This is a genomic window from Trichlorobacter sp., assembly GCF_034008105.1.
In the GTDB taxonomy this organism is placed as follows: domain Bacteria; phylum Desulfobacterota; class Desulfuromonadia; order Geobacterales; family Pseudopelobacteraceae; genus Trichlorobacter.
Genome location: NZ_JAVEPN010000005.1, coordinates 47,420 through 69,978 on the forward strand (window position 1 = coordinate 47,420; position 22,559 = coordinate 69,978).

A 22,559-nucleotide genomic window follows, 5' to 3' on the forward strand; every position below is an offset into this window, starting at 1 on the left:
GTAGATTTCGCAGATTACAACCGTCTTGATGCTGCAGGGGTGCCTGCTGCCAGAAAAATCACTCGAGGTTACCGTGCGTTGCGACATCAGAAGCGGCAATCTGCTGGCAAATCTACCCGATGCGCAACAGGCTGAAGTTTTTCAGGTGTTGTTGGAGCAGCCGGGCAGTATGCAGATTGAACGAATCGTCTCCCGGGGGCAGGTTACGCCTGAAGGTGTGTGGTACGATCAAGAACGCGATGAGTGGGTGCTCCTGCTGACCGGTGGCGCAGAATTACAATTGGCTGACGAGGGCGCTGCCCGTCGTCTGGAGCCGGGTGACTGGTTGCATCTGCCGGCCCATTGTCGTCATCGCGTGGTTTGGACCGCGCCGGAGCAGGAGACGGTCTGGCTGGCAGTACACTGGAAACAGGAGAAGGAGGTGTGATGTTGCCGATCATGGTTGAACAACAGCCGGCAGATGAACGGCTGGAAAAGCTGGGGGTGAAGGATTGGGCAGTCTGGAGTTGCGAGGTTGCGCAGTTTCCCTGGCAGTACGACCAGCGAGAGGTCTGCTACCTGCTGGAGGGGCAGGCGGTGGTGACGCCTGCGGATGGCGGAGCGCCGGTGGAGATCGGCGTCGGTGATCTGGTGGTCTTTCCGGCCGGTATGAGTTGTCAGTGGGAGGTACTGCAGCCGCTGCGCAAGCAGTACCGGATCGGCTAGCCATGCTGGCGCGATGGTACCGTGGTCCCGCCCGACATGATGTGCTCCTGCGGTACCCGTTTTCAATGATGGTGAGGCATGAACGCCGTGACCGATGAGATACGCCCGTCCCAGCGACGGGTGCTCCTTATGTTGATACTGACCACCTTTTTCTGGGGTGGCAGTTTCCTGTTCACCAAGATCGGTCTGCGCGAGATCCCCCCGCCGTACTTCGTGCTGTTCCGCTTTTCACTGGCCACCGCGCTGTTGGCCCTGGCTTGCCTGCCCCGCCTGCACCGGCTCGATCTGGTGACCTTTAAACGTGGTCTGATCGTCGGTACGGCGCTGGGAATCACCAACCTGACCTTTGTGTTCGGCATTCAGGGTACCAGTATCTCCCGGGCTGGCGTGATCAATAATCTGTTTGTGCTGTTTATTCCGCTGATTTCGCGCATTGTCTGGCGTGACCGGATCGGCAAGATCAATCTGCTGGGCATCATTCTGGCCTGTCTGGGGATCGCCCTGCTGGCCAGCGGCGGCGGTGAGGGCTTCAACCGGGGAGATCTGTTCTCGACCCTGTGCGCCTTGCTGATCGCCGTCCATATCCTGAGTGTTTCCAAGGTGCTCAAGGATGAAGATGTGTATCTGGTCTCGCTGGTGCAGTTCGGGGTGGTCTCCCTGTGGGCCGGCACCGCTACGATGTTGTTGCCGACCCAGGCCTTCAGCGTGTCATTGCAGGGGATCGGCGCGGTTGTGTATTGCGCCATTTTCCCGACCATCTTCTGCTTTACCCTGCAGAACAGGTACCAACGGTATGTTACCCCTACCCAGGCCGGTCTGATCTACACCCTCGACCCGGTCTGGAGTCTGGCGGCCGGCTTTCTTGTGCTGGGCGAACGGCTCACGCTGCACGAGTGGCTGGGCTGCGGTCTGATCTTTTCAGCCGTGACCATTCCGTTGTTAGTGCGGTTTGCCGTTGAGCGCCGCCTGGTGGCGCGGTATCGGGGAGGAGGAGCGCCATGAAGCGGCTGCGACCGTCCCGCATCAGCCAGTACCTGTTTTTGGCGTTGTTTGTGGTGCTGTTTGTGCAGACCGACTACCGTGGCAGTGATACGATCAACGCTGCGGTCAACAGCTTTTTCAGGGCCGATCCGCTGTTGCTGGCCAGTTACCTGCTGGCTGTCAAACAGTGGACCTGGTTGCTGTTGCCAGCACTGCTGACGGTGGTGGCAACGCTGCTGTTGGGCCGTTTTTTCTGTGGCTGGATCTGCCCGCTGGGGACGCTGCTGGATCTGGTTACGACCAGGATGGCCAAGACAGGGCCGCTACGCTGGTTGCAGGGACGGCTCAAGTACTGGCTGCTGCTGCCGTTATTGATCAGTTCGTTGTTCAATCTCAACCTGGCTGGCTTGTTTGACCCGATTGCTCTGCTGGTACGGGCCTTAGGTTTTTTCTTCTATCCGCTGTTCGGCTTTGCGTTCCGGCAGGGCTGGGTCGAGTTGTACGGTCTGCTGGGGGAGCAGCGTGATCTGTTGGCCCCGGCCTACAGTCTGCTGCGGGACTACCTGCTGCCGTTCCGTGATGCCTTTTACCCCCTGTCCGCTCTTTCTGCCGGGCTGTTGCTGCTGATCATCTGGCTGGAGCGGTTCGAGACCCGCAACTGGTGTCGTAACCTCTGTCCACTGGGGACCTTGTTGGGAGTACTGGCCCGGGTTGCACCGTTCATGCGGGTTCCAGACCGCCTTTGCAGTGATTGTCGCAACTGCCAGGCCCACTGTCCGACCGCCTTTCAGGATACACAGCTACACAAGGCAGATTGTGTGCTCTGCATGGATTGCCTTGAGTTTTGTCCTCACCAGCGCACCCGTTTTGTGCTGTCCTCACCAGCGACACAGCAAGAGGTGCAGTGGCCCCAGCGCCGGCTGCTCTTGGGCGGACTGGCCATCGGGGTTACGCTGCCGGCGGTGGCCCGTTTCAAACGGAGTGATCAGCAGACCCGTTTCTTGCGTCCGCCCGGAGTGCACGACGAAACGGCATTCATGGCGGCCTGTGTTCGTTGCGGCGAGTGCATGAAGGTCTGCCTGAAGAACGCCCTCTATCCAGCCGTGCTGGAGGGTGGGCTGGCGGCGGTCTACACACCGCAGCTGATCCCGCGCCTGGGCTACTGTGAATACAACTGCACCCTCTGTGGCCAGGTCTGCCCCACCGGGGCCATACCCAATCTGCCTGTGGAGCAGAAAAAACGTGAGGTAATCGGCAAGGCGGTCTTTGACCGGAACCATTGTCTGCCCTTTGCAAGGGGGATTGATTGCATCGTCTGCGAAGAACATTGCCCGATAGCTGATAAGGCGATTCGCTCCCGGCCGGTTGCGGTTCGCCAAGACGATGGTACCCTAAAGACGGTGCGGATGCCTTGGGTGGTGGAAGAACGCTGCAACGGTTGCGGCATCTGCGAGCATGTCTGTCCGCTTGAGACCAAGGCCGGCATTGAGGTTTTCCGGGTGAAGGACCGGCGACCGCTGGAGCTGCCGCCGGTTGATGCCGTTTGGAGCGATCCCTACGGCGGCAGATAGTGGCTGGAATTGCGATTTGACATTAGTGGCGCTTTGTTTCTATATACGACGCTAGGTTTTCTATGCAGATACGGGAGTAGGCATGCAAAAAATACCACTTAACCTGGCGGAAGCCGAAATGGTGCTGGCCCGGGACGTATTCCGGAACGACAGCCCGGCCGGCATCCCGATTTGTGGCAAGGGCACGACGCTGACTGATAGCCTGATCGGTCGCCTGGCCCACCTGGGCGTACAGTCGATCTACGTGGAAGGGCACCCGGTGCAACAGGAGGGCGAGCGTTCGTTGGAAGAGCAGTTGGCCGATCTGGAGCGACGTTTCTCAAAGACAGGCGCCAACCGGTATAATCAGGTATTGCTGGACGTGTACCGCAAGCATATCACAACCATGATGGGAGAAGACGGTGGACGAACGGCGGAGTGACCTCAAGCGGATCATCATGGACACCAAGACGCTGCCGACGCTGCCCGGTGTCATTACCAAGCTGAATTCACTGTCTGAAAACGACAAGGCCTCAGTGCAGGAGATGGCGCGCATCGTTGCGTCCGATCAGGTGCTGTCGGCCCGCATCCTGCGGCTGGCCAACTCCCCCTCCTACGGTTTCTACCGTGTTTCCACCATCAGCAACGCCATGATCCTGCTGGGGGTCAATGTGGTCAAATCCCTGGCCCTGTCATCATCGATCTTCGAGATCATGGAGAAGAACAGCATCGGGCTGTGGGAACACTCATTGGGGGTGGCCACTGCCGCCAACATCACCGCCAAAAAACTGGGCATACCGGAGGTGGAGGAGATCGCCACCGCCGGCCTGCTGCACGACATCGGCAAGGTGATCATCGGTCTTAAGTGTACCGACGAGATGCTCGATATCCGCCATGCGATCGAAACCGACGAGCTGTATATTCTGGAGGCGGAGCGCCAGATTCTGGATACCGACCACGCCGAAGTTGGTGGCTGGCTTGCCAAGAGCTGGTACCTGCCGGACAAACTGTCGGAGCCGATCTCGTTCCATCACAATCTGATCAAGTCGGATTCGCATCGCGTCAAGGCTGCGGTGGTGCACTTCGCCGATGTACTGATCAAGGCCAGTGCCTTTGGTGACAGTGGCGACCCGTACGTGCCGATGATCGATCCCTTGGCCTGGGAGGTACTCAAGCTGGATGAGAAGCTGGTGGAAGATATTGTTGCCGAGCTGGAAGACAAGCTGATCGAGGTCAAGAACTTCAGTCTGGAGATGCAGATCGCCGATGCCACCGAAGCCTAGGATTGCACTGATATCAAGCGACCAGTCAGCGGTTGCGCTGCTGCAACTGCGCCTGCAGAGTAAAGGCTACCAGGTGACGGTGGTCGACAAGACCTCGGCGGCTCTGGGCGTCTTTTATTCTGACCCGCCCGACCTGATCATCGTCGACTTCTCTTCGCCTTGCACCGGCTGTCGTGATCTGCTGCTGACCCTGCGCAGCGACAGCTTTTTCAGTCCGATCCCGATCATCGGTATCTTTCCGCTCAGTTCTGAACAGGAGTCGTGGGACGACTTTCCGCTGGACGACTTTATTTCCCTGCCGATCAACTTCAATGAGCTATTCAGCCGGATCACCCTCTCGTTGACACGGCTCAAGCGTATCTTCGACAACAATCCCCTGACACGCCTGCCGGGTAATACCTCCATTCAACGGGCCATTGAGGAGTCGATGGGTTGGCCCTTGACGGTTTGCTATGTGGATATCAACCACTTCAAGCCCTACAACGACGTCTACGGCTTTTCCCATGGCGACGAGGTGATCAGGATGTTGGCGCGCATCATGTCCAACACCGTGCGCGAGACCGGCGGTGGTTTCTGTGGCCATGTGGGAGGAGACGACTTTGTCTTCATCGTGCCACGTGAGCGGGCCGAGCAGGTCTGCAAGACCGTGATCGATCACTTTGACCGGATTGTGCAGACCCTGTTTGATGAGCAGATCAAGCAGCAGGGCTACTACCTGGCCCATAACCGTAAAGGCGAGGAAGAACAGATTCCGTTGTTGGCGATATCAATCGCGATTGTGCCGATGGATTGCGCCGACCTGACCCATGCGGCACGGGTGGCTGAGGTGGCGGCAGAACTGAAGAAGCTTGCCAAAAAGAATAGCGCCAGCAGCTACGTGATGGACCGCCGCAAGCTGCATTAGACTCCACAGCGACATTGGTTATGCAAAAAGCAAAAGGCGTCACCCGATCCGGGTGACGCCTTTTATGTGCTGGTGCGAACGTTATTGCGTTATGGTTTTTTGTGGCACTTGGCGCAGCTGCTGCTGGTGGCAAAGGCGGTTTTGCCATCGTGGCAGGCGCCGCATGATTTGCCCTTCTCCATTTCGGCCATGGTGGTCCGCTTGCCACCGCCGTAGGGGTAGAGCTTGGTGTGGCAGTCGTTGCACTGGAAGGCAGCGGTATGGAAATCGTGGCTGAAGTAGCCTACAAGCGTACCGCGGCTGTTTTTAAAGGTCAGGTTGGCCGGCTTGTAACCGACGTGACACTTGTTGCAATCACCGCTGGCGGCGAAGGCGGTCTTGCCGTCGTGGCAGCTGCCGCAGGACTTGCCCTTTTCCATCTCGGCCATGGTGGCCTTGCGGGAACCCTGACGGTAATCAAATTTCTTGGTGTGGCAGTCGTTGCACTTGTACACCTGGCTGTGGAAGTCGTGGCTGAACACGGCATCGTTAACCGCTTTTGATTTGTATTTGAGGGTTTTTGTCTGCAGACCGCGGTGGCAGGAACCACAGTTGGCGGCCACGGTAAAGGCCATTTTGCCGTTATGGCAGGAACCGCAGGATTTGCCCTTTTCCATGGCCGCCATGGTGACGCCGCGGCGTTGGGGGCCAGCATTGTGACAACTCTTGCAGCCAAAGCCCTTGGCGTTGACGTGGGAGTCGTGGCTGAAGGTGGCGTCTCCGGCCGAGATCTTGTAGACGCTGGCGCTGGGAACGGCACGGTGGCAACGCAGACAGTCTTTCTCTGTAGCGACGCTGAAGGCCTTCTTGCCGTTGTGGCAGGCACCGCAGGATTTACCCTTCTCCATCTCGGCCATGGTGTAGCTGCGGTGTTTGGACAGGTCAAAGATGGCGCTGTGGCAGGTCTTGCAATCCCTGTTTTTGGCCAGGTGGCTGTCGTGGCTGAAGGTGACAGACGGTGCATTGCCAAAGCTATACTTGACATCTTTGGCCTGCACAGTGGCGGTCGTCAGCATGACCAGGGCTGCAACAACGAAGGTAATAATCCGGCCGTTCATCGAAATCCCCCTTAAAACTGGATGATATGGCTTTTGAATCGGGGTAGTGTAAGGGTGAAGGCCTCGGTTGTCAATTGATAATTGTATACAATTGGTATACACCCTTGCGTCAGCCTGAAAGAGAGGATTGAATCGGTTGCGAGGGGGGTACAGCTGTGGTATAGAGGTGCCACTCTCCTAGAAGGAAGGCGCTTTTTGATGCTTACCCTTGACCTTGATGACCTGATCCGCCACGCCCTCAAGGAAGATATCCATACCGGCGACCTGACCACCCAGGCCTGTGTGCCCGATCAGCGGCCTGCCACTGCCCGGTTGATTGCCAAGGAACCGTTTATGCTTGCAGGACTGCAGGTTGCGGAGCGGGTTTTTACCCTGCTTGACCCTGCTGTCGGCTTTGAGGCCTTGGCGCTAGACGGTGCGCGGCTGCAAGCGGGCGCTGTTATCGCCCGCATCAGCGGTGATGCCGCTTCGCTGCTGCAGGCTGAGCGGGTGGCGCTCAATCTGCTGCAACGGATGTGCGGTATCGCCACGCTGACCTCAAACTACGTCGCTGCGGTGTCCGGCACCCGTGCCCGCATTGTGGACACGCGCAAGACCACCCCCGGTCTACGCATGCTGGAAAAATATGCCGTCCGGGTGGGGGGCGGCATCAATCACCGCACCGGCCTGTACGACGGGATTCTGATCAAGGAAAATCATATCGCGGCAGCTGGCGGTATCAGTGCGGCGGTCAGTCGCGCACGATCCTACATTCCCCATACGCTCAAGATCGAGGTAGAGACCGAGTCGGTGGCGCAGGTGCAGGAAGCGCTTGCCGCCGGTGCCGATATCATCATGTTGGACAACATGGACTGCGCCACCATGCGTGACTGTGTGGCGATGATCAATGGCAGGGCACTGGTGGAGGCCTCCGGTGGTGTCAATCTCGAAACGGTGCGGGCCATTGCCGAAACCGGTGTGGATATTATCTCAGTGGGTGCCCTGACGCACTCTCCCAAGGCAGCGGATATCTCGATGCTGCTGGATTAGCGGGGTTTATGGCGTCTCGGCTTGCACAAAGCGATCTACTGCGTCTTTTGGAACAGGCCGCTGGCTTCGTTTCCGGAGAGCAACTCTCCCGCACTCTGGGGGTTTCACGGACGGCGGTCTGGAAACGGATTGCCGTCTTGAGGGACGCCGGCTACGGTATAGAGGCGCTGCCCTCCCAGGGCTACCGTCTGGTGACCCGACCTGACCTGCTGAGTGCTGATCAGCTGGCAGTCGGGTTGTCATCGACCTGCCTGATCGGACAGCGGCTTGTCTGCCTGGATGAGGTTGGCTCCACCAACCTCGAGGCGTTTCGTCTGGCTGAAGCCGGTGCTGTCGAAGGGACGACGGTGCTGGCTGAACGGCAAACCGCCGGCAAGGGCCGTCTGGGGCGCCAGTGGGTCTCGCCGGGCGGGGTCAACCTGTATCTGTCGGTGGTGTTGCGACCAGAACTTCCTCCCTATGAGGCGCCGCAGCTGACCTTCCTTTCGGCCGTTGCCGTGGCGCGCACCATTGAAGAACTGACCAGTATGCAACCCGCCATCAAGTGGCCCAACGATCTTTTGCTGGATAACCGCAAGGTGGCGGGTCTGCTGAATGAGATGAGCGCTGAGACCGACCGGGTCGCTTTTGTTATCCTGGGGATTGGCGTCAACCTGAACATGACTGCCGACCAGTTCCCTGATGATTTGCGAACCCCTGCCACGTCGCTGGCTGTGGCGTCCGGGCGTCCGGTATCACGTGTGACGTTTGCGGCGCGGTTGTTGTCGAACCTGGATCAGGAGTATGCGCGCTTTTGTGCCTCGGGGTTCGGTCCGGTGCGCGACGAGTGGGCCCGGCGTTGCAACGCCTTTGGCCGTCAGGTGGCGGTAACGGTCGCCAACCAGACGCTGCAGGGGCCCTTTGCCGGTATTGATCATGATGGCGCACTGCTACTTCGTCTGCCGGATGGTAGGTTGGAGCGGATCATGAGTGGCGATGTGAGCGTGGTTTAATGCAGGGAAGGAGAAACGCGATTGCTCCTGGTTATTGATGTCGGCAACAGTAATATCGTGCTGGGTATTTATGACGGCCAACAGCTGCTCAGGCACTGGCGCGTCTCCACTGACAAGGCCCGCACCTCCGATGAGTACGGTATCCTGTTTCATGACCTGTTTTCTCTGGCTGGCATCAGCTTCAGCCAGATCAAGGCCATCATCATCTCCTCGGTGGTGCCACCCCTGACCGGTGTCCTGGAAACCCTCTGCCGCGACTTCTTTTCCCTCACGCCGTATGTGGTCGGGCCCGGTATCAAGACCGGCATGCAGATCCAGTACGATAACCCCCGCGAGGTGGGGGCCGATCGGATCGTTAACGCCGTGGCCGGTTATGAGCAGTACCGTTGTGCCCTGATCATCGTTGATTTCGGCACGGCCACGACCTTTGACTACGTCAATGCTCATGGCGAGTACTGCGGCGGCGCCATCGCCCCTGGCCTGGCGATTTCCCTGGAGGCACTGTTCCAGCGGGCCAGCAAGCTGCCCCGGGTGGATATCTGTCGTCCACCCCAGGCCATTGCCAAGAACACCGTTAATTCGATGCAGGCCGGTATCTTTTACGGCTACGTGGGGTTGGTGGATGGCATTGTGGAACGGATCAAGGCAGAAAGCCGTGACCAGCCCAAGGTGATCGCCACCGGCGGACTGGCGTCACTGATCGCCGTTGAATCGAAAAGTATTGAAGCAGTTGATGAATTTTTGACCCTGGAGGGCTTGAGGATCCTGTACGAACGTAACCGGTAAATCCTGGCAGTTGTCCATACATCTACCAACGAGGATAAGGAGGCAGCGCATGGGGACGTATCCAACCGAGAAGATCCGTAACCTGGGAGTTGTGGCACACGGTGGGGCCGGCAAGACCTCGCTGGCCGAGGCGATCCTGTTCAACACCGGCATGATCGATCGCCTGGGCCGGGTGGACGACGGCACCACCGCCATGGATTATGAGCCAGAAGAGATCAAGCGTAAGATCTCGATCTCGTCGGCCTTTGATCACTGCGAGTGGGACGGGCATTCGATCCATTTTGTGGATACCCCCGGTTATGGCGATTTCATCGGTGATACCCGTGCCTGTATGCGGGCCTTGGACTGCGTAGTGGTGATCCTTTCCGCCATCTCCGGCGTCAAGGTCCAGACCGAGGAGGTCTGGGAGTGGGCCAATGAGTTCGAGATCCCCCGTATCGCCTTTGTCAACAAGATGGACAAAGAGCGGGCCAATTTCCTGCGGGCCATCGACGATATGGAGAAAAGCCTGAAGGCACGCGGTGTTGCGATCCAGATGCCGATCGGTGCTGAAGAGGCCTTTGAAGGGGTGGTGGACCTGATCCGGATGAAGGCCTGCAAATACGCCAAAGATGGCTCCGGCACCTGCGAGGAGATTGCCATCCCGGCTGACTACCTGGAAGAGGCCCAACGGTTGCGGGAGCATATGGTTGAGATCGTGGCCGAGGCCTACGATGCCCTGACCGAGAAATATCTGGAGGCCGGCGAGTTGACCGAAGAGGAGATCCTGGACGGTCTGCGGGTCGGTACCATGCGCAATACCTTCACCCCAGTGTTGTGTGGTTCTGCTACCCTGAATGTGGGCGTCAAGCAGCTACTGCGGGCGGTCTGCGACTTCCTGCCATCGCCGCTTGACCGTACCAAGGCGGTGGGCAGCAACCCCAAAAATAATGAGCTGATCGAGCGGGGACCGGACGAGAAGGAACCGTTCTCGGCACTGGTCTTCAAGACCACCTCCGACCCTTATACCGGCAAGATCACCATTTTCAGAATTTACTCAGGTACCCTCAACTCCGATTCCACCATCTACAATGCCACCAAGGGGGTTGAGGAGCGGATCGGTCAGATCTATGAACTGGAAGGCAAGAAACAGAAGCCGGTCAAGCAGGCCTTTGCCGGCGATATCGTGGCGGTTGCCAAGCTGAAGGAGACCGTCACCGGCGATACCCTGTGCGATCCCACTAATCCGATCGTGTATGAACCGGCCAAGCAGCTGCTGCCGGTGATTTCCTACGCCATTGAACCCAAGACCAAGGCCGACGAGGACAAGATTCACAATGCGCTGCACCGGATGATCGAGGAGGAGCCGACCCTGGAGTCGCACCGCGATCCCCAGACCAAGGAGTTCATCATCTCCGGCCTGGGGCAGGTGCACCTGGACGTGATCGTAGAGAAGATGAAGCGCAAGTTCAATGTGGAGGTGCTGCTGAAGACCCCCAAGGTACCGTACTTTGAGACCATTCGCGGCACTGCCAAGGTGCAGGGGAAATACAAGAAGCAGTCCGGTGGCAAGGGCCAGTATGGTGACTGCTGGATTGAACTCTCGCCCACCGGTCGCGGTGAAGGCTATGTCTTTGATGACAAGATTGTTGGTGGGGTGATCCCACGTCAATACATCCCGGCGGTGGACAAGGGCATACAGGAAGCTGCAGCCGACGGATTCTTGGCCGGTTATCCGGTGGTGGATTTCAGGGTTGCACTGTATGATGGTTCATTCCATACGGTGGATTCGTCGGAAATGGCCTTCAAGGTGGCTGGTTCCATGGCCTTCAAAAAGGCCATGGAACAGTGCAAACCGGTACTGCTAGAGCCGATCGTCAACCTGTCCGTTACCGTGCCGGACGAGAATATGGGCGACGTGATCGGCGACCTGAACTCGCGCCGTGGTAAGGTGGTGGGGGTGGAGCCCAAGGCAAATTCCCAGATGATCAAGGCGGTGGTGCCGATGTCTGAAGTGCTGGCTTACTCCAATGACCTCAAGTCGATGACCAGTGACCGCGGTCTGTTCAGCACTGAATTTTCACACTACGAAGAGGTACCCACCCATCTGGCGCAGAAGGTAATCGCTGAAGCGGCTGCAGCAAAAAAAGAGTGATGCATGTAACTGCTTATTAACGTGGAGGTAAGGTATGGATTTCAAGTTTGATGCGGGATCAAAGGGTGATGCAGCTCACCAGGGCCAGGACAAGGGGCGTCAGACCTTGCTGCTGGTGCTGTTGCTGCTGTTGCTGGGCGGCTTCGGCTACCTGTACTTTTTTACCGGACTGATCAGGCCGCAGGAACAACCAGTCGCTCCGCCGCCGGTGCCGCAGGTGGTCAAACAGCCACTGCCTGCTCGTGACGGTGTGCAGGCGCAGATGTCGTCTGCTGTGCAGGCTAATGTCGCCCCTGCGACATCAGCTGTGCCTGCTGCAGCTCCGGCTCTGCCTGCTGCAGATGCAGCCAAGCCATCAGCTGCAGCGGTAGCCCCGCAACCGGCAAGCAAGCCGGCAGCGGTCAAGCCTGCAGCCCCTGTGGCTAAACCAGTGGCCCCTGCAGTCAAGCCTGCGGCCAAAAAGCCTGTTGCCGATACAAAACCGGCAGCACCAAAAGTGGCTGCCGTGCCCACGGCGACCGTTAAAAAGGCGCCAGCACCCAAGCCGGCCCCAAAACCAGTGGTTTCAGCCAAAAGAGGTGGCCCTTGGACCGTGGTGGTGGGCAATTATGTGCTGGAAGAGAAGCTGGCTGCTGACATGGCACGGGTGAAAGCGGCCGGGTTGACGCCGGTCATGACCAGCGGGCAGCGCCACATGACCACCATGCATCGACTGAAGTACGCCGACTACGCCGACCGCGACATGGCGCTGCAGGCGGTCGAGCTGCTGAAGCGTACCGCTGGCGACGGATTTGCCCTCCAGCGGTCTGGCAAACATGAAGTCTTTGCCGGTTCCTATGCCCAGCTGGCAAGCGCCCAGGCCGAGCAACAGCGTCTGGCCGCCGCCGGTATCAAGGTCAGCATCCAGAAGAGTCAGGTGGGGGTGCCTTCACGCAAGCTGACCGCAGGCACCTATACCGACCGTACGTTTGCAGAATCGACCCTGAAGAAGCTGAAGCAGGCAGGTATCGGTACGCCGGTTTTGGAGTAGCGTTTCACACCATGTCTGAAGCGGTCAAGATAACCATTCCAGCGGCAGTAGCGGCCTTTATCAGGCCAGGTACTCCGCTGGATGTGCGTCTGCGCGGGGCGGAGGGGCAAACGGGCCTTTCGCCCCGTGAGCAGGTCATGCTGCTGTTTTGTCTGAGCAAGGATACTGATCCACAGGTTCGTGAACGGACGTCCGTCAGCTGGCAAGCCCTTGATCAGACCGTGGTCTGCGAAGCGTTGGACCAGGGGAGCTTTCATCCGGCGTTGCTGCATGACCTTGCGTTGGCCCACGGTAGCAGCCCGCCGGTCCGCGAAAGGCTGCTGGCGTTTCCGGAGTTGGCACATGCAACTAGGGAACTGCTTGCGTCCGAGACGTCTGCCCAGGAACCAGGTGAAGAGGATGAAACGGAAGACGTGCCAGACCAGTCGCTGTCTGGTTTGCCGCCTGATGATGAGCCTGCCGTAGCCGATGATGAGGGTGAAAAGCCACATCTGGACGAGCAGGAGGGCGAGGAGTACCTCAGCAAGTATGCCCTCGCCCAGACGTTGGGGATCAGCGAGAAGATCAAGATGGGGCTGACCGGTGACAAGGAGTGGCGCAAGATACTGGTCAAAGACGCCAATAAACTGGTCAGCAGCGCCGTTATCAAAAATCCTCGCATTACTGAATCAGAGGTGTTGACGATCATCAAGTCCGGTTCGCCCAATGATGAGGTCATGCGCCTGATCTGCGCCAACAAGGAGTGGGTGAAAAATTATCCGATCCGCAAGGCGCTGATCGAGAACCCCAAGACGCCATTGGCCAACGCATTGCGCTATCTGGGCACCATGAACGAAAAGGATTTGGCCGGGTACGCCAAGAGTCGTAACGTCTCCTCAGTGATCGTCACCCAGGCCAAGCGGATGCTGTTGAACAAGAAAAAGTAGCTATCCTCCGAGCGGAGTCCCTTCCCCCATGGCCGTCATCAACCACGCCAAGCGTGAAATCAACGCCAAGATTGTGTATTACGGCCCCGCCTCCACAGGCAAGGGCAGCCTGTTTCGCTACATCCATCAGCGGATCAAGCCAAACCTGTGTGGACCGCTTAAATCGATGCCGGCCGCAGGGGATACCCTGCTGTTTTTCGATTATCTTCCCTTCGAGCATGCCATACTGAACGGCTATCAGGTCAGATTACATCTCTATACCCTGTCTGGTCAGGTCACCAATCCGGGCACCTGGAAGATGGTGCTGAAAGGTGTGGACGGCCTGGCTTTGGTGGCTGAGGCGGGGAAGGAGCAAGATGCTGCAACTCAGCAGGCGCTGCGGTCGCTACGGGCGGTACTGGCCGGTCATGGCCGTGATCTGCGGCAGCTTCCCTGTATCCTGATTGCAAACAAGGCCGAGCAACTAGAGCAGCAAGTTGCAGCCGGTTGGGGTGATGATCTGGCGCAGTTCCCCGCAGTGCGCAGCTCGACGATAACCGGAGAGGGCGTGGTGCAGGCCTTGGCCAGCTTGTCGCAAGCGGTTGTGCAGCAACTGCGGCTGACTCATACGGTTCCCAAAGACCTTTCAGAGGAGATCTCTTCGCCCGCAGCCGAAGAGCCTGAAGCTGCAGTTGTGCCAGAACCGGTCAGCGTCCAGCCGGCGTCTCTGCAACTGCCGGCTGTTCAGGTTGGTCAGCCCAGTATTGTGCAGCTGCCGCTGACCGTACAAGTGGACGGGCAATGCCGGCACTTTACGTTGCGGGTTACGCTCGATCTGGAGGAGGTTGGTCATGGCACCCCCGGCGTTTGATCTTGATACCGTCATCAGGCTGTTGCTGGCCTCACTGTTGGGAGGTTTGATCGGTCTTGAACGGGAGTTGCATGGCCGGCCGGCCGGCTTTCGAACGCATTTACTGGTCTCCCTGGGGGCAGCCTTGTTCGTGGCCGTTTCGATCGGCTTTTATAAGACCTATGGCAACTTGAGCGGTTCCGCACCGGTGGGGGTCGATCCCGGTCGTGTAGCGGCCCAGGTTGTGACCGGTATCGGTTTTCTCGGTGCTGGAGCGATCATAAGGGAAAAAGGTTCTGTTCGAGGCCTGACCACCGCCGCCTGCCTGTGGGTGGCTGCGGCGATCGGCGTTGCCTGCGGAGCAGGTATGTTTGCCATCTCGCTGGTGGTAACGGCAATAGCCATGATCAGCCTGTTGGTGTTGAAACAGGTTGAAGGTATGCTCAACAAGGACACCTACCAGCAGGTGACCGTGGTCAGCAACGACCTGCCCGGGCAGTTTGAGCGCATTGAGCAGATCATGATAGATTGTGGTGCCAGTTTGATAAAGACAGCGCTGGAGCGCCAACTGGATACGGCCACGATCCGTTTTGAATTTCAGCTGAGGATCGCAACACGCAGCGCCTCGTGCCGTCTGCTGGATCTGTTGTCAGGTGTAGAGGGTGTTCGTAACATCAGTTTGCGCTGATGGTTGTGGGATTTCGACGGATGTGTGGCAGTAAGAATGGAACGACACGCTGGTAGCGGGCATAGCGTTCACCGTGCTTGAGCAGCAGGCGCCGCTCTTCCAGCTTGGCACCAAGCAGCATATAGGCGGTGCCCAGGATGGTGAGCGTCAGCCAGCGGGTTGTCATAACCGGGTTCAGCAGAAAAAACAGGATGCTCAGCAGGTAGAGGGGATGACGAACCAGGGCATAGCATCCGTCGGTACACAGCTCTTCTTCGCTGTTTTCTTCGCGCTGCAGACCGAGAAAATTGCTTAGGCCGGTCTGCCGCAGACAAAGCAGCATAGCCAGCAATGACAGGAGTTGCAATGCCTGCATCAACAGGTTGCCGATACCGGGAACCAGGTACAGCACGTGGGTTGATTGCCAGGCCATCATCATCCAACCGAGCAGGAGCAGCGAGAGCAGGTTGTAGGCCAGTCGATACCAGGGCAGGTGACGCAGCCTCTCTTTGACCCGGGGGATGGCCAGTAGCGAGTGCAGCAGGGCGAACATCAGAAAGCGCAGGGTAAAATCGATGCTGTCCGGCATCAGGCCTCTCCTTGCAGTGGCAGTTGCAGAACCCTAGCATTGCTGACTTGTGCAGACAAGCGGAACGTGGTAGCGTGCAGCAGGTTGTGGTGAGCAGATTATCCGGAGGTGCTTCTTTAGATGGCGATTATCACAATTTCTCGTGAAATGGGTACTGGCGCCTATTTTATAGCCCAAGAGCTGGCAAAAAAGCTTAAGTATACGCTGGTGGACGGACCATACTTGGCCAGCTGTGCCAAACAGTATGGGCTTGCTGTGGAAATGATGCAGATGGTTGACGAAAAACCGCCATCCTACAATACCGTCGAAGATCGTGAGCGGGCCGCTTTCCTGAACAGTATTGAGTTGATGCTGCTCGATTTTGCCCAAAAAGGCAACGTTATCCTCTATGGCCGTGGCGCTCAGGACCTTTTGGAAGGCTGCGGGAACCTGTTGCGGTTACGGTTCGTGGCAGATTTTGAAGAACGGGTGGAGCGTTTTGCGGAGCGCGAATGGATTGATCCCGATCTTGCCCAGGAGTTGATCCGCCGTAGCGACCATCAACGGGGTGGGTTCATTCATTTCTACTTCGATCGCGACTGGAACGATCCGCTCGGCTACGATCTGACCTTCAATACGTCGCGGCTTTCCCAGGCCGCCATTGTTGATATCGTTGTGGCGGCTGTCAAGGACCCACAGCTGAAAGAGGCAGAACAGTGGGCAGAAGCGATTATAAAAAATGCCATCCTGGTAAAGCGGATTGAAACCGCCTTGTTGCGGTCAGAGGAGTTGGAGTATCGCCCCTTCCAGATCGAGGTGGATGACGGTGTTGTGATACTGTCCGGCTACATCGGTTCGGAGCAGGAGCGGCTGGCCGCCTTGCGAGTTGCCTCTAGCGTGGAAGGGGTAGGGAGGATTGAGGAAAATCTCCATGTGGTGAACTACAAGGCCTACAAAGATAAATGTTGACCTAGGCTGCCTGCCGGGCCTTTGCACGCTTGGCGGCAAGAGACATGAGGGGCGGGAGCAGGGCGTCGGAAAAACGGATGCCCCCCCGCCCTTTTCCTATCTGGTCTTCTGCTGATGTACCGTGGAAGTCTGAGCCGGCGGTCACCAGAAGATCGAGTCGACGCGCCAGTCCCTGCAGAAAGAGCATGTCGGCCTCGCTGGCAAGGCTATTGTAAATCTCGATACCGTCCAAGCCCAACATCTGCAACTCGGTTATCAGGTCGGTCAGTAGCAGCAGATCTTGGCTGATGGTGGTGGGGTGGGCCAGCACCGCCACACCGCCTGCGCGACGGATGGCGCTTAATGCTTCGTCCATTGGCCAATAGAATTTGGGAACGTTGCACGGCACCAGGTACTGGTCAAAGGCATGCTGCATATCGCGGACATACCCCCGGGCCAACAGCGCCCGGCCGATATGGGGCCGACCGATCACGCCGTCGGCCAGGGCTTCCACCTCGGCCACCTCCAGCGGGGTCTTGCCCTCTTGGCTGAGCCTGGTATTGATGACGGCGATAATCTCGCGGTTACGGTTGGCTCTTCGCACGGCAAATGCATGCAGGTTGTTAAGCAGTTCGGCATTACTGATATCAATGCCATAGCCCAGTAGATGGATGTCTTCGTGGTCGCGAAAGGCGACGGAAAGCTCGACGCCCGTGATGATGCTGATGCCTGTTGCGGCAGCACTTTGTTGGAGTGCCGCTACCCCGCTGACGGTATCATGATCGCAGAGGGCGATGGTGGTCAGCTTGGCTTGACAGGCGGCAGCAACCAGCTCTTCTGGCGTAAGCAGGCCATCAGAACAGGTTGAGTGCAGGTGTAGATCAATAAAGCCCATAGATAACATCCTTTGCATTAATCATGGCGTGACAGCTGAGAAATTGCAAGCACCCAGCTTGCGGGGCACCGCCTCTTGGGCTACACTGTTGACCATGCAGCACGACGCTATCCACCGTTTTATAGAAATATTACGCTCTGAGTGCCGTCAGTGGGCCACACCTTCGGTAACCGTTATTGCGGAGCGATTACGTAGCCCGTTTACCGTGTTGGTGTCTTGTGTAATCTCGTTGCGCACCAAGGATGCAGTCACCGCCGAAGCCTCGACTCGCCTGTTCCAGAGAGCCAGCACGCCGCAGGCCATGCTGGCCCTGTCTGTAGAAGAGATCGCCACCCTGATCTATCCTGCTGGATTCTATCGTACCAAGGCCCGGCAGATCAGGGAGATGTCTGGCGCCTTGGTGGAGCGCTTTGGTGGTCGTGTGCCAGACCAGATCGACCAGCTGTTAACCCTGAAGGGGGTAGGCCGAAAGACCGCCAACCTGGTGGTGACGCTGGGGTATGGCAAACCAGGCATCTGTGTCGATATTCATGTCCACCGCATCATGAATCGGTGGGGGTATGTGGCCACCAGGACGCCAGATCAGACCGAGGCGGCGCTTCGTGCTTGTCTGCCACAGGAGTATTGGATCGAGATCAACGACCTGCTGGTCAGTTACGGCCAGAATCGTTGTGTGCCGGTTTCGCCGTACTGCTCATATTGTAAGCTTTCTGGCTGGTGTGATCGGGTCGGTGTGGGACGAACCCGTTAGTTTGTGGACGTTGTTTTATTGGTAAGCTGAACCGAAAAACCTAGTTGCCAGCACCCCTGATTCCGTGTATTACTAGCAGCAGTCTGAAATGGATAACAGTATTTGATTTTAATGACTGGAGGAAACGCGATATGTTGCGCAAGATAGGTTTTATCGGCCTTGGAACAGTTGGCCAGCACATGGCAGCAAATCTCACCAAGGGTGATTATGAATTGACGGTCTATGATCCCAACGCCGACAAGGTGGCCGAAGTGGTTGCCATGGGGGCCACTGCCGCTGCTACGGCAGCAGAGGCGTCCCGAGGCAAGGATCTGGTGATCATTATCATGACCGAGACCGATATGCTGGGGCCGATCTTTTTCGGTGAGAGCGGCATCCTGACTGGGCTTGAGGCGGGCACCATTGTTGCCGATATGGGAAGCCCCTCCCTAGAAACCACGCTTCGCATGGCTGAAGAGGCATCCAAAAAACGCTGTCTTTTCCTTGATGCGCCGGTCTGGGGTAGCAGGGAACATGCTGCAAACGGACTTTTGACGATTATCGTTGGTGGCGACCCGGCGGTGATCGGTCGCTGCCGCGAGCCGTTTTCGTGCTTTGGTCTTAACACCATTCGAGTTGGCCAGATTGGTGATGCCACCAAGATGAAGTTTATTGTCAATCTGGTGCAGGCTGCGCTGGTGCAGGTACTGGCCGAAGGGTTAGTCTTTGGCGAGAAAATGGGGTTCAATGCCGACAAGATTCTGGAGGTGCTGGACACCCGTGGCGTGGCATCGCCCCTGTTCCATCTCAAGGGGCGATCAATGTGTCGCGGCGATTTTACCCGCTCCCTGGCGCTCAAATATGTGAACGATCAAATGCATCTGGTCATGAATGCCGCCCGTCTGGTAGGACTCCATCTGCCTGCTGCTGAAGCTGTTTCCCGGGTGTATGAACAGGGCGTTGAAGCCGGTTTTGGTGAAGAGGATTTTTCGGCTGTCATCAAGGTGTTGCGCAAATAGTCGAGTAGACGTTCTTGAAATCCCTTCAAAGGGCGCCCGTGTGGCGCCCTTTGTGTTGTCCCAAATCTATCGGTCGCGTTTTCGTTATATCCCCTTGCAATGATTATCGGTTGTTGCTATATTTTAGCAGTCTAGTCTGTAGAGTGCTAACAAAGAGGAGCTAATGCCATGCATGCAGCGCTTCCGGTAGTCAGTGACAATTTGTCGATATATCTGGCGGAGATTAGAAAGTTTCCGGTGTTGACTGAGCAGGATGAGCATCACTTGGCGTTGCGCCTGTATGATCACCAGGATCTTGATGCTGCTCAGGCGTTGATTACGTCTAACTTGCGATTTGTGGTCAAGGTGGCCAACGAATATCGTAATTACGGTATGCGTATGCTTGATCTGATCCAGGAAGGTAACATCGGTTTGATGATGGCCGTCAAAAAGTTCAATCCCCATCGAGGGGTGCGACTGATTTCCTACGCAGTCTGGTGGATCCGGGCCTATATTCAGAATTACATCATTTCAACCTGGAGCTTGCTGAAAATAGGGACTACTCAGGCCCAACGCAAGTTGTTTTTCAAGTTTAAGCAGACGCAGCATGCCATCCGCACTATGACTGGTGGTGATGATGATCTCCCGGCCATGGCTCAGTCGCTTGAGGTGGATGAGGCCGAGGTGGCTGAAATGGGCGTGCGTCTGCAGGGCGAGCTGTCGCTAGACGCTGAACTGCGGACAGGGGAGGGGTTGACCGTGCTGGATGGGCTGGCTGATCAGCAGCCGAACCAGGAGGAGCGGTTGGCCGAATATCAGGAGCAAGCACAGTTGCGTCGTCATGTAGCTGCCGTTGTTGCCGGACTGGGGGAAAAGGAGCGTTTTGTGGTTGATCGGCGCATTACAGCCGATGAGCCGCTGACGCTACAAGAGATAGCTGATCATTTCGGCATCTCCCGCGAACGGGTGCGGCAGATTGAGGAAAACGCTTTGCGCAAGGTGCGTGCTGCGTTGGCGCCTGTGGTTAAGGCACAGCTTATCTGATATATTTGGGAAACAGAATTGTGTAGATGTTTGTATGGCGCCCCGCTGGGCTGGGCGCCGTTTGTGTTTTTGTTTGATAAAAATTGCTTGACATCTTTCCCGTGATGCAGTAGACAATCAAATTCCACGCTTGGCCAAGATTTGCTGGCGTAGCTCAATTGGTAGAGCAGCTGACTTGTAATCAGCAGGTTGCGGGTTCGAGTCCCATCGCCAGCTCCAGCTAGCATGTGACGTTTTTCTGCCTTGGAGGGATTCCCGAGTGGCCAAAGGGAACAGACTGTAAATCTGTCGTCGGACGACTTCGGAGGTTCGAATCCTCCTCCCTCCACCATACAGTCATCGGACAGCCTCTGTTCTTTTTGATCCAGGAGACCCTTTGGGTCGTCGGGACTGGTCAGGAGAGTGCAGAAGCTGTTCACAAGAAGTACTTCATAGGTTTCGGTGCGGGAGTAGCTCAGTTGGCTAGAGCGTCAGCCTTCCAAGCTGAGGGTCGCGGGTTCGAGTCCCGTTTCCCGCTCCAAAATTCTAGGTTTTAATGTGCCCACATAGCTCAGGAGGTAGAGCACTTCCTTGGTAAGGAAGAGGTCTCCGGTTCGAGTCCGGATGTGGGCTCCATGAAATCTGCACCCGTCTGCATTAACCAGGTAGTCTGTACATAAAAACCTAACACACCCCCGAGAAGGAGGTCCGAGGCCATGGCCAAGGCGAAATTTGAGCGTACGAAGCCGCACGTAAATATTGGAACGATCGGTCACGTTGACCACGGTAAGACTACGCTGACCGCAGCGATCACTAAGATTCTTTCCCAGCGTGGTGGTGCCGAATTCAAGGGGTATGACCAGATCGACAACGCCCCTGAAGAGCGTGAGCGTGGTATCACCATCGCCACCTCGCACGTTGAATATGAGACCGACAAGCGTCACTATGCCCACGTTGACTGTCCGGGCCACGCCGACTACGTCAAGAACATGATCACCGGTGCAGCCCAGATGGACGGCGCGATTCTGGTTGTGTCAGCCGCTGACGGCCCCATGCCCCAGACCCGTGAGCACATCCTGCTTGCCCGTCAGGTTGGCGTTCCCTACATCGTCGTGTTCCTGAACAAGGCCGACATGGTAGACGACGCCGAGCTGCTGGAGTTGGTCGAGCTCGAGATTCGCGAACTGCTCTCCAGCTACGACTTCCCCGGCGACGACATTCCGATCGTCAAGGGTTCCGCTTTGAAGGCGCTGAATGGCGACAAAGACGAACTGGGTGAAGAATCCGTCCTCAAGCTGATGGAAGCCGTTGACTCCTACTTCCCCGATCCTGAGCGTGCCATTGATAAGCCGTTCCTGATGCCGGTTGAAGACGTCTTCTCCATCTCCGGTCGTGGTACCGTTGCCACCGGTCGTGTCGAGCGCGGCATCGTCAAGGTTGGTGAAGAAGTCGAGATCGTCGGTATCAAGGCTACCGCCAAGACCACCGTCACCGGCGTTGAGATGTTCCGCAAGCTGCTTGACCAAGGTCAGGCCGGCGACAACATCGGTGCCCTGCTGCGTGGTGTCAAGCGTGAAGACGTTGAGCGTGGCCAGGTGCTTGCCAAGCCGGGCAGCATCACCCCGCACACCAAATTCAAGGCCGAGGCCTACATCCTGACCAAGGAAGAAGGCGGTCGTCACACCCCGTTCTTCAACGGCTATCGTCCGCAGTTTTACTTCCGTACCACCGACGTGACCGGTGTGGCCGAACTGCCTGCCGGCACCGAGATGGTGATGCCTGGTGACAACGTTGCCATGACCGTCAATCTGATCACCCCGATCGCCATGGACGAAGGCCTTCGTTTCGCGATTCGCGAGGGTGGCCGTACCGTAGGCGCCGGCGTCGTTAGCGCAATTATCGAGTAAGACTTCAAAGTCCCTGCAGGCACCGTCGCTGCACGAAGTGACGGTGCCTGTCTGTCTTAAAAAGGATGAGCGATGAGAGACATAGTGACCCTCGCCTGCACCGAGTGCAAGCAGCGCAACTACACCACCACCAAGAACAAGAAGACCAAGCCCGAAAAGCTTGAGTTCAGCAAGTACTGCCGTTTCTGCCGCAAGCACACCCCCCACAAAGAAACCAAGTAGGCGGGTTGATACTGTTTGCAGGCCAGTAGCTCTAACGGCTAGAGCGCCGGTCTCCAAAACCGGATGTTGGGGGTTCGAATCCCTCCTGGCCTGCCACTTTTCTTCCCTGTGCGGATGATCGCCGTGATGATCGGCACAGGTTAAAGCAGTGTAGGCCATCAGGAGAATGTTGTGCAAAACGTCAAGACGTTTCTAGAATCAGTTCAGATAGAGCTCGGCAAGGTGACCTGGCCGACCCGTAAGGAGACCATGGCCACGACTGGTGTCGTGATCGTGATTATTTTCCTTATCTCGTTCTATCTCGGTCTGTGTGACGTGGTGCTCGCCAAGCTGATGCGCCTGATACTGGGTTGAC

25 protein-coding genes and 5 tRNA genes are annotated in these 22,559 nt (G+C 57.3%); 27 read left to right on the forward strand and 3 right to left on the reverse strand.

Translation table 11 applies throughout. The features are described from left to right. The first annotated feature begins 73 nt into the window (after positions 1 to 73). The 7 genes from RBQ93_RS04195 (at position 74) to RBQ93_RS04225 (ending at position 5,423) form a co-directional block, all read left to right on the forward strand. Positions 74 to 427, forward strand: a complete 354-nt coding sequence (locus tag RBQ93_RS04195) for a cupin domain-containing protein (protein WP_320370771.1) — start codon at positions 74 to 76, stop codon at positions 425 to 427. Further along, entirely contained in the window at positions 427 to 705 is a 279-nt protein-coding gene (locus RBQ93_RS04200; protein ID WP_320370772.1) for a cupin domain-containing protein, read from the forward strand. Before RBQ93_RS04195 ends, RBQ93_RS04200 begins: the two co-directional genes overlap by 1 nt. 78 nt (positions 706 to 783) lie before the next feature. Next, complete coding sequence (locus RBQ93_RS04205; protein WP_320370773.1) at positions 784 to 1,707, forward strand: DMT family transporter; 924 nt, start codon at positions 784 to 786, stop codon at positions 1,705 to 1,707. Beyond that, positions 1,704 to 3,257, forward strand: a complete 1,554-nt coding sequence (locus RBQ93_RS04210; RefSeq protein ID WP_320370774.1) for a 4Fe-4S binding protein — start codon at positions 1,704 to 1,706, stop codon at positions 3,255 to 3,257. The genes RBQ93_RS04205 and RBQ93_RS04210 overlap by 4 nt, the downstream gene beginning before the upstream one ends. A gap of 82 nt (positions 3,258 to 3,339) precedes the next feature. Continuing rightward, entirely contained in the window at positions 3,340 to 3,678 is a 339-nt protein-coding gene (locus tag RBQ93_RS04215; RefSeq protein ID WP_320370775.1) for a hypothetical protein, read from the forward strand. Next, positions 3,659 to 4,519, forward strand: coding sequence for an HDOD domain-containing protein (locus tag RBQ93_RS04220; protein ID WP_320370776.1), 861 nt, complete (start codon positions 3,659 to 3,661; stop codon positions 4,517 to 4,519). The genes RBQ93_RS04215 and RBQ93_RS04220 overlap by 20 nt, the downstream gene beginning before the upstream one ends. Beyond that, complete coding sequence (locus tag RBQ93_RS04225; RefSeq protein ID WP_320370777.1) at positions 4,503 to 5,423, forward strand: diguanylate cyclase; 921 nt, start codon at positions 4,503 to 4,505, stop codon at positions 5,421 to 5,423. The genes RBQ93_RS04220 and RBQ93_RS04225 overlap by 17 nt, the downstream gene beginning before the upstream one ends. A gap of 89 nt (positions 5,424 to 5,512) precedes the next feature. On the opposite strand, the gene RBQ93_RS04230 is transcribed toward RBQ93_RS04225, so the two are convergent. Further along, on the reverse strand, positions 5,513 to 6,520 hold the full coding sequence (locus tag RBQ93_RS04230; RefSeq protein WP_320370778.1) for a cytochrome c3 family protein: 1,008 nt from the start codon (positions 6,518 to 6,520) through the stop codon (positions 5,513 to 5,515). A 198-nt stretch (positions 6,521 to 6,718) separates the two neighbouring features. On the opposite strand from RBQ93_RS04230, the gene nadC reads away from it, so the two are divergent. Genes nadC through RBQ93_RS04270 form a run of 8 tightly spaced genes read left to right on the forward strand, consistent with a single transcriptional unit; the run spans position 6,719 to position 14,934 of the window. Beyond that, the gene (nadC, locus tag RBQ93_RS04235) at positions 6,719 to 7,549 is read left to right on the forward strand and encodes a carboxylating nicotinate-nucleotide diphosphorylase (protein ID WP_320370779.1); all 831 of its coding nucleotides are present in this window, start codon (positions 6,719 to 6,721) and stop codon (positions 7,547 to 7,549) included. An 8-nt stretch (positions 7,550 to 7,557) separates the two neighbouring features. After that, on the forward strand, positions 7,558 to 8,541 hold the full coding sequence (locus tag RBQ93_RS04240; RefSeq protein WP_320370780.1) for a biotin--[acetyl-CoA-carboxylase] ligase: 984 nt from the start codon (positions 7,558 to 7,560) through the stop codon (positions 8,539 to 8,541). Positions 8,542 to 8,562: 21 nt separating this feature from the next. Then, positions 8,563 to 9,327 (forward strand): type III pantothenate kinase, encoded by a 765-nt coding sequence (locus tag RBQ93_RS04245; RefSeq protein WP_320370781.1) that lies wholly within the window; start codon positions 8,563 to 8,565, stop codon positions 9,325 to 9,327. 49 nt (positions 9,328 to 9,376) lie between these two features. Next, positions 9,377 to 11,461 (forward strand): elongation factor G, encoded by a 2,085-nt coding sequence (gene fusA / locus RBQ93_RS04250; RefSeq protein ID WP_320370782.1) that lies wholly within the window; start codon positions 9,377 to 9,379, stop codon positions 11,459 to 11,461. 34 nt (positions 11,462 to 11,495) lie between these two features. Next, positions 11,496 to 12,491 carry an SPOR domain-containing protein gene (locus tag RBQ93_RS04255; RefSeq protein WP_320370783.1) on the forward strand — a complete coding sequence of 332 codons (996 nt, stop codon included), beginning with the start codon at positions 11,496 to 11,498 and terminating at the stop codon, positions 12,489 to 12,491. 11 nt (positions 12,492 to 12,502) lie between these two features. Beyond that, positions 12,503 to 13,417, forward strand: coding sequence for a hypothetical protein (locus RBQ93_RS04260; protein WP_320370784.1), 915 nt, complete (start codon positions 12,503 to 12,505; stop codon positions 13,415 to 13,417). Positions 13,418 to 13,445: 28 nt separating this feature from the next. Beyond that, positions 13,446 to 14,267, forward strand: a complete 822-nt coding sequence (locus RBQ93_RS04265) for a hypothetical protein (protein ID WP_320370785.1) — start codon at positions 13,446 to 13,448, stop codon at positions 14,265 to 14,267. Beyond that, complete coding sequence (locus tag RBQ93_RS04270; protein WP_320370786.1) at positions 14,248 to 14,934, forward strand: MgtC/SapB family protein; 687 nt, start codon at positions 14,248 to 14,250, stop codon at positions 14,932 to 14,934. Before RBQ93_RS04265 ends, RBQ93_RS04270 begins: the two co-directional genes overlap by 20 nt. Here RBQ93_RS04270 and RBQ93_RS04275 read toward each other — a convergent pair. Next, positions 14,921 to 15,502, reverse strand: a complete 582-nt coding sequence (locus RBQ93_RS04275) for a methyltransferase family protein (protein ID WP_320370787.1) — start codon at positions 15,500 to 15,502, stop codon at positions 14,921 to 14,923. The two genes, RBQ93_RS04270 and RBQ93_RS04275, sit on opposite strands and share 14 nt — an antisense overlap. A 120-nt stretch (positions 15,503 to 15,622) precedes the next feature. Here RBQ93_RS04275 and RBQ93_RS04280 point away from each other — a divergent pair, with 120 nt between their 5' ends. Beyond that, on the forward strand, positions 15,623 to 16,450 hold the full coding sequence (locus tag RBQ93_RS04280; RefSeq protein WP_320370788.1) for a cytidylate kinase family protein: 828 nt from the start codon (positions 15,623 to 15,625) through the stop codon (positions 16,448 to 16,450). A 1-nt stretch (position 16,451) separates the two neighbouring features. Here RBQ93_RS04280 and RBQ93_RS04285 read toward each other — a convergent pair whose 3' ends face one another. Continuing rightward, positions 16,452 to 17,324, reverse strand: a complete 873-nt coding sequence (locus RBQ93_RS04285; RefSeq protein ID WP_320370789.1) for a PHP domain-containing protein — start codon at positions 17,322 to 17,324, stop codon at positions 16,452 to 16,454. A gap of 94 nt (positions 17,325 to 17,418) precedes the next feature. Between RBQ93_RS04285 and RBQ93_RS04290 the strand changes: the two genes are divergently transcribed. From RBQ93_RS04290 to secE, 11 genes are all read left to right on the forward strand, one after another. After that, positions 17,419 to 18,075: an endonuclease III gene (locus RBQ93_RS04290; protein WP_320370879.1), complete on the forward strand. Its 657-nt coding sequence runs from the start codon at positions 17,419 to 17,421 to the stop codon at positions 18,073 to 18,075. Positions 18,076 to 18,206: 131 nt separating this feature from the next. Beyond that, positions 18,207 to 19,073, forward strand: coding sequence for an NAD(P)-dependent oxidoreductase (locus RBQ93_RS04295; protein WP_320370790.1), 867 nt, complete (start codon positions 18,207 to 18,209; stop codon positions 19,071 to 19,073). A gap of 168 nt (positions 19,074 to 19,241) precedes the next feature. Next, entirely contained in the window at positions 19,242 to 20,096 is an 855-nt protein-coding gene (gene rpoH, locus RBQ93_RS04300) for an RNA polymerase sigma factor RpoH (RefSeq protein ID WP_320370791.1), read from the forward strand. A gap of 143 nt (positions 20,097 to 20,239) precedes the next feature. Further along, positions 20,240 to 20,315, forward strand: a tRNA-Thr gene (locus RBQ93_RS04305). Positions 20,316 to 20,341: 26 nt separating this feature from the next. Next, a tRNA-Tyr gene (locus tag RBQ93_RS04310) sits at positions 20,342 to 20,427 on the forward strand. Positions 20,428 to 20,539: 112 nt separating this feature from the next. Then, positions 20,540 to 20,616: transfer RNA gene (locus RBQ93_RS04315), tRNA-Gly, on the forward strand. A 19-nt stretch (positions 20,617 to 20,635) separates the two neighbouring features. Next, positions 20,636 to 20,711: transfer RNA gene (locus tag RBQ93_RS04320), tRNA-Thr, on the forward strand. An 80-nt stretch (positions 20,712 to 20,791) separates the two neighbouring features. Beyond that, complete coding sequence (gene tuf, locus RBQ93_RS04325; protein WP_320370792.1) at positions 20,792 to 21,982, forward strand: elongation factor Tu; 1,191 nt, start codon at positions 20,792 to 20,794, stop codon at positions 21,980 to 21,982. A gap of 72 nt (positions 21,983 to 22,054) precedes the next feature. Continuing rightward, positions 22,055 to 22,204 (forward strand): 50S ribosomal protein L33, encoded by a 150-nt coding sequence (rpmG, locus tag RBQ93_RS04330; protein ID WP_320370793.1) that lies wholly within the window; start codon positions 22,055 to 22,057, stop codon positions 22,202 to 22,204. A gap of 19 nt (positions 22,205 to 22,223) precedes the next feature. Further along, positions 22,224 to 22,300, forward strand: a tRNA-Trp gene (locus tag RBQ93_RS04335). Positions 22,301 to 22,375: 75 nt separating this feature from the next. After that, on the forward strand, positions 22,376 to 22,558 hold the full coding sequence (secE, locus tag RBQ93_RS04340) for a preprotein translocase subunit SecE (protein ID WP_320370794.1): 183 nt from the start codon (positions 22,376 to 22,378) through the stop codon (positions 22,556 to 22,558). Position 22,559: the final 1 nt, after the last annotated feature.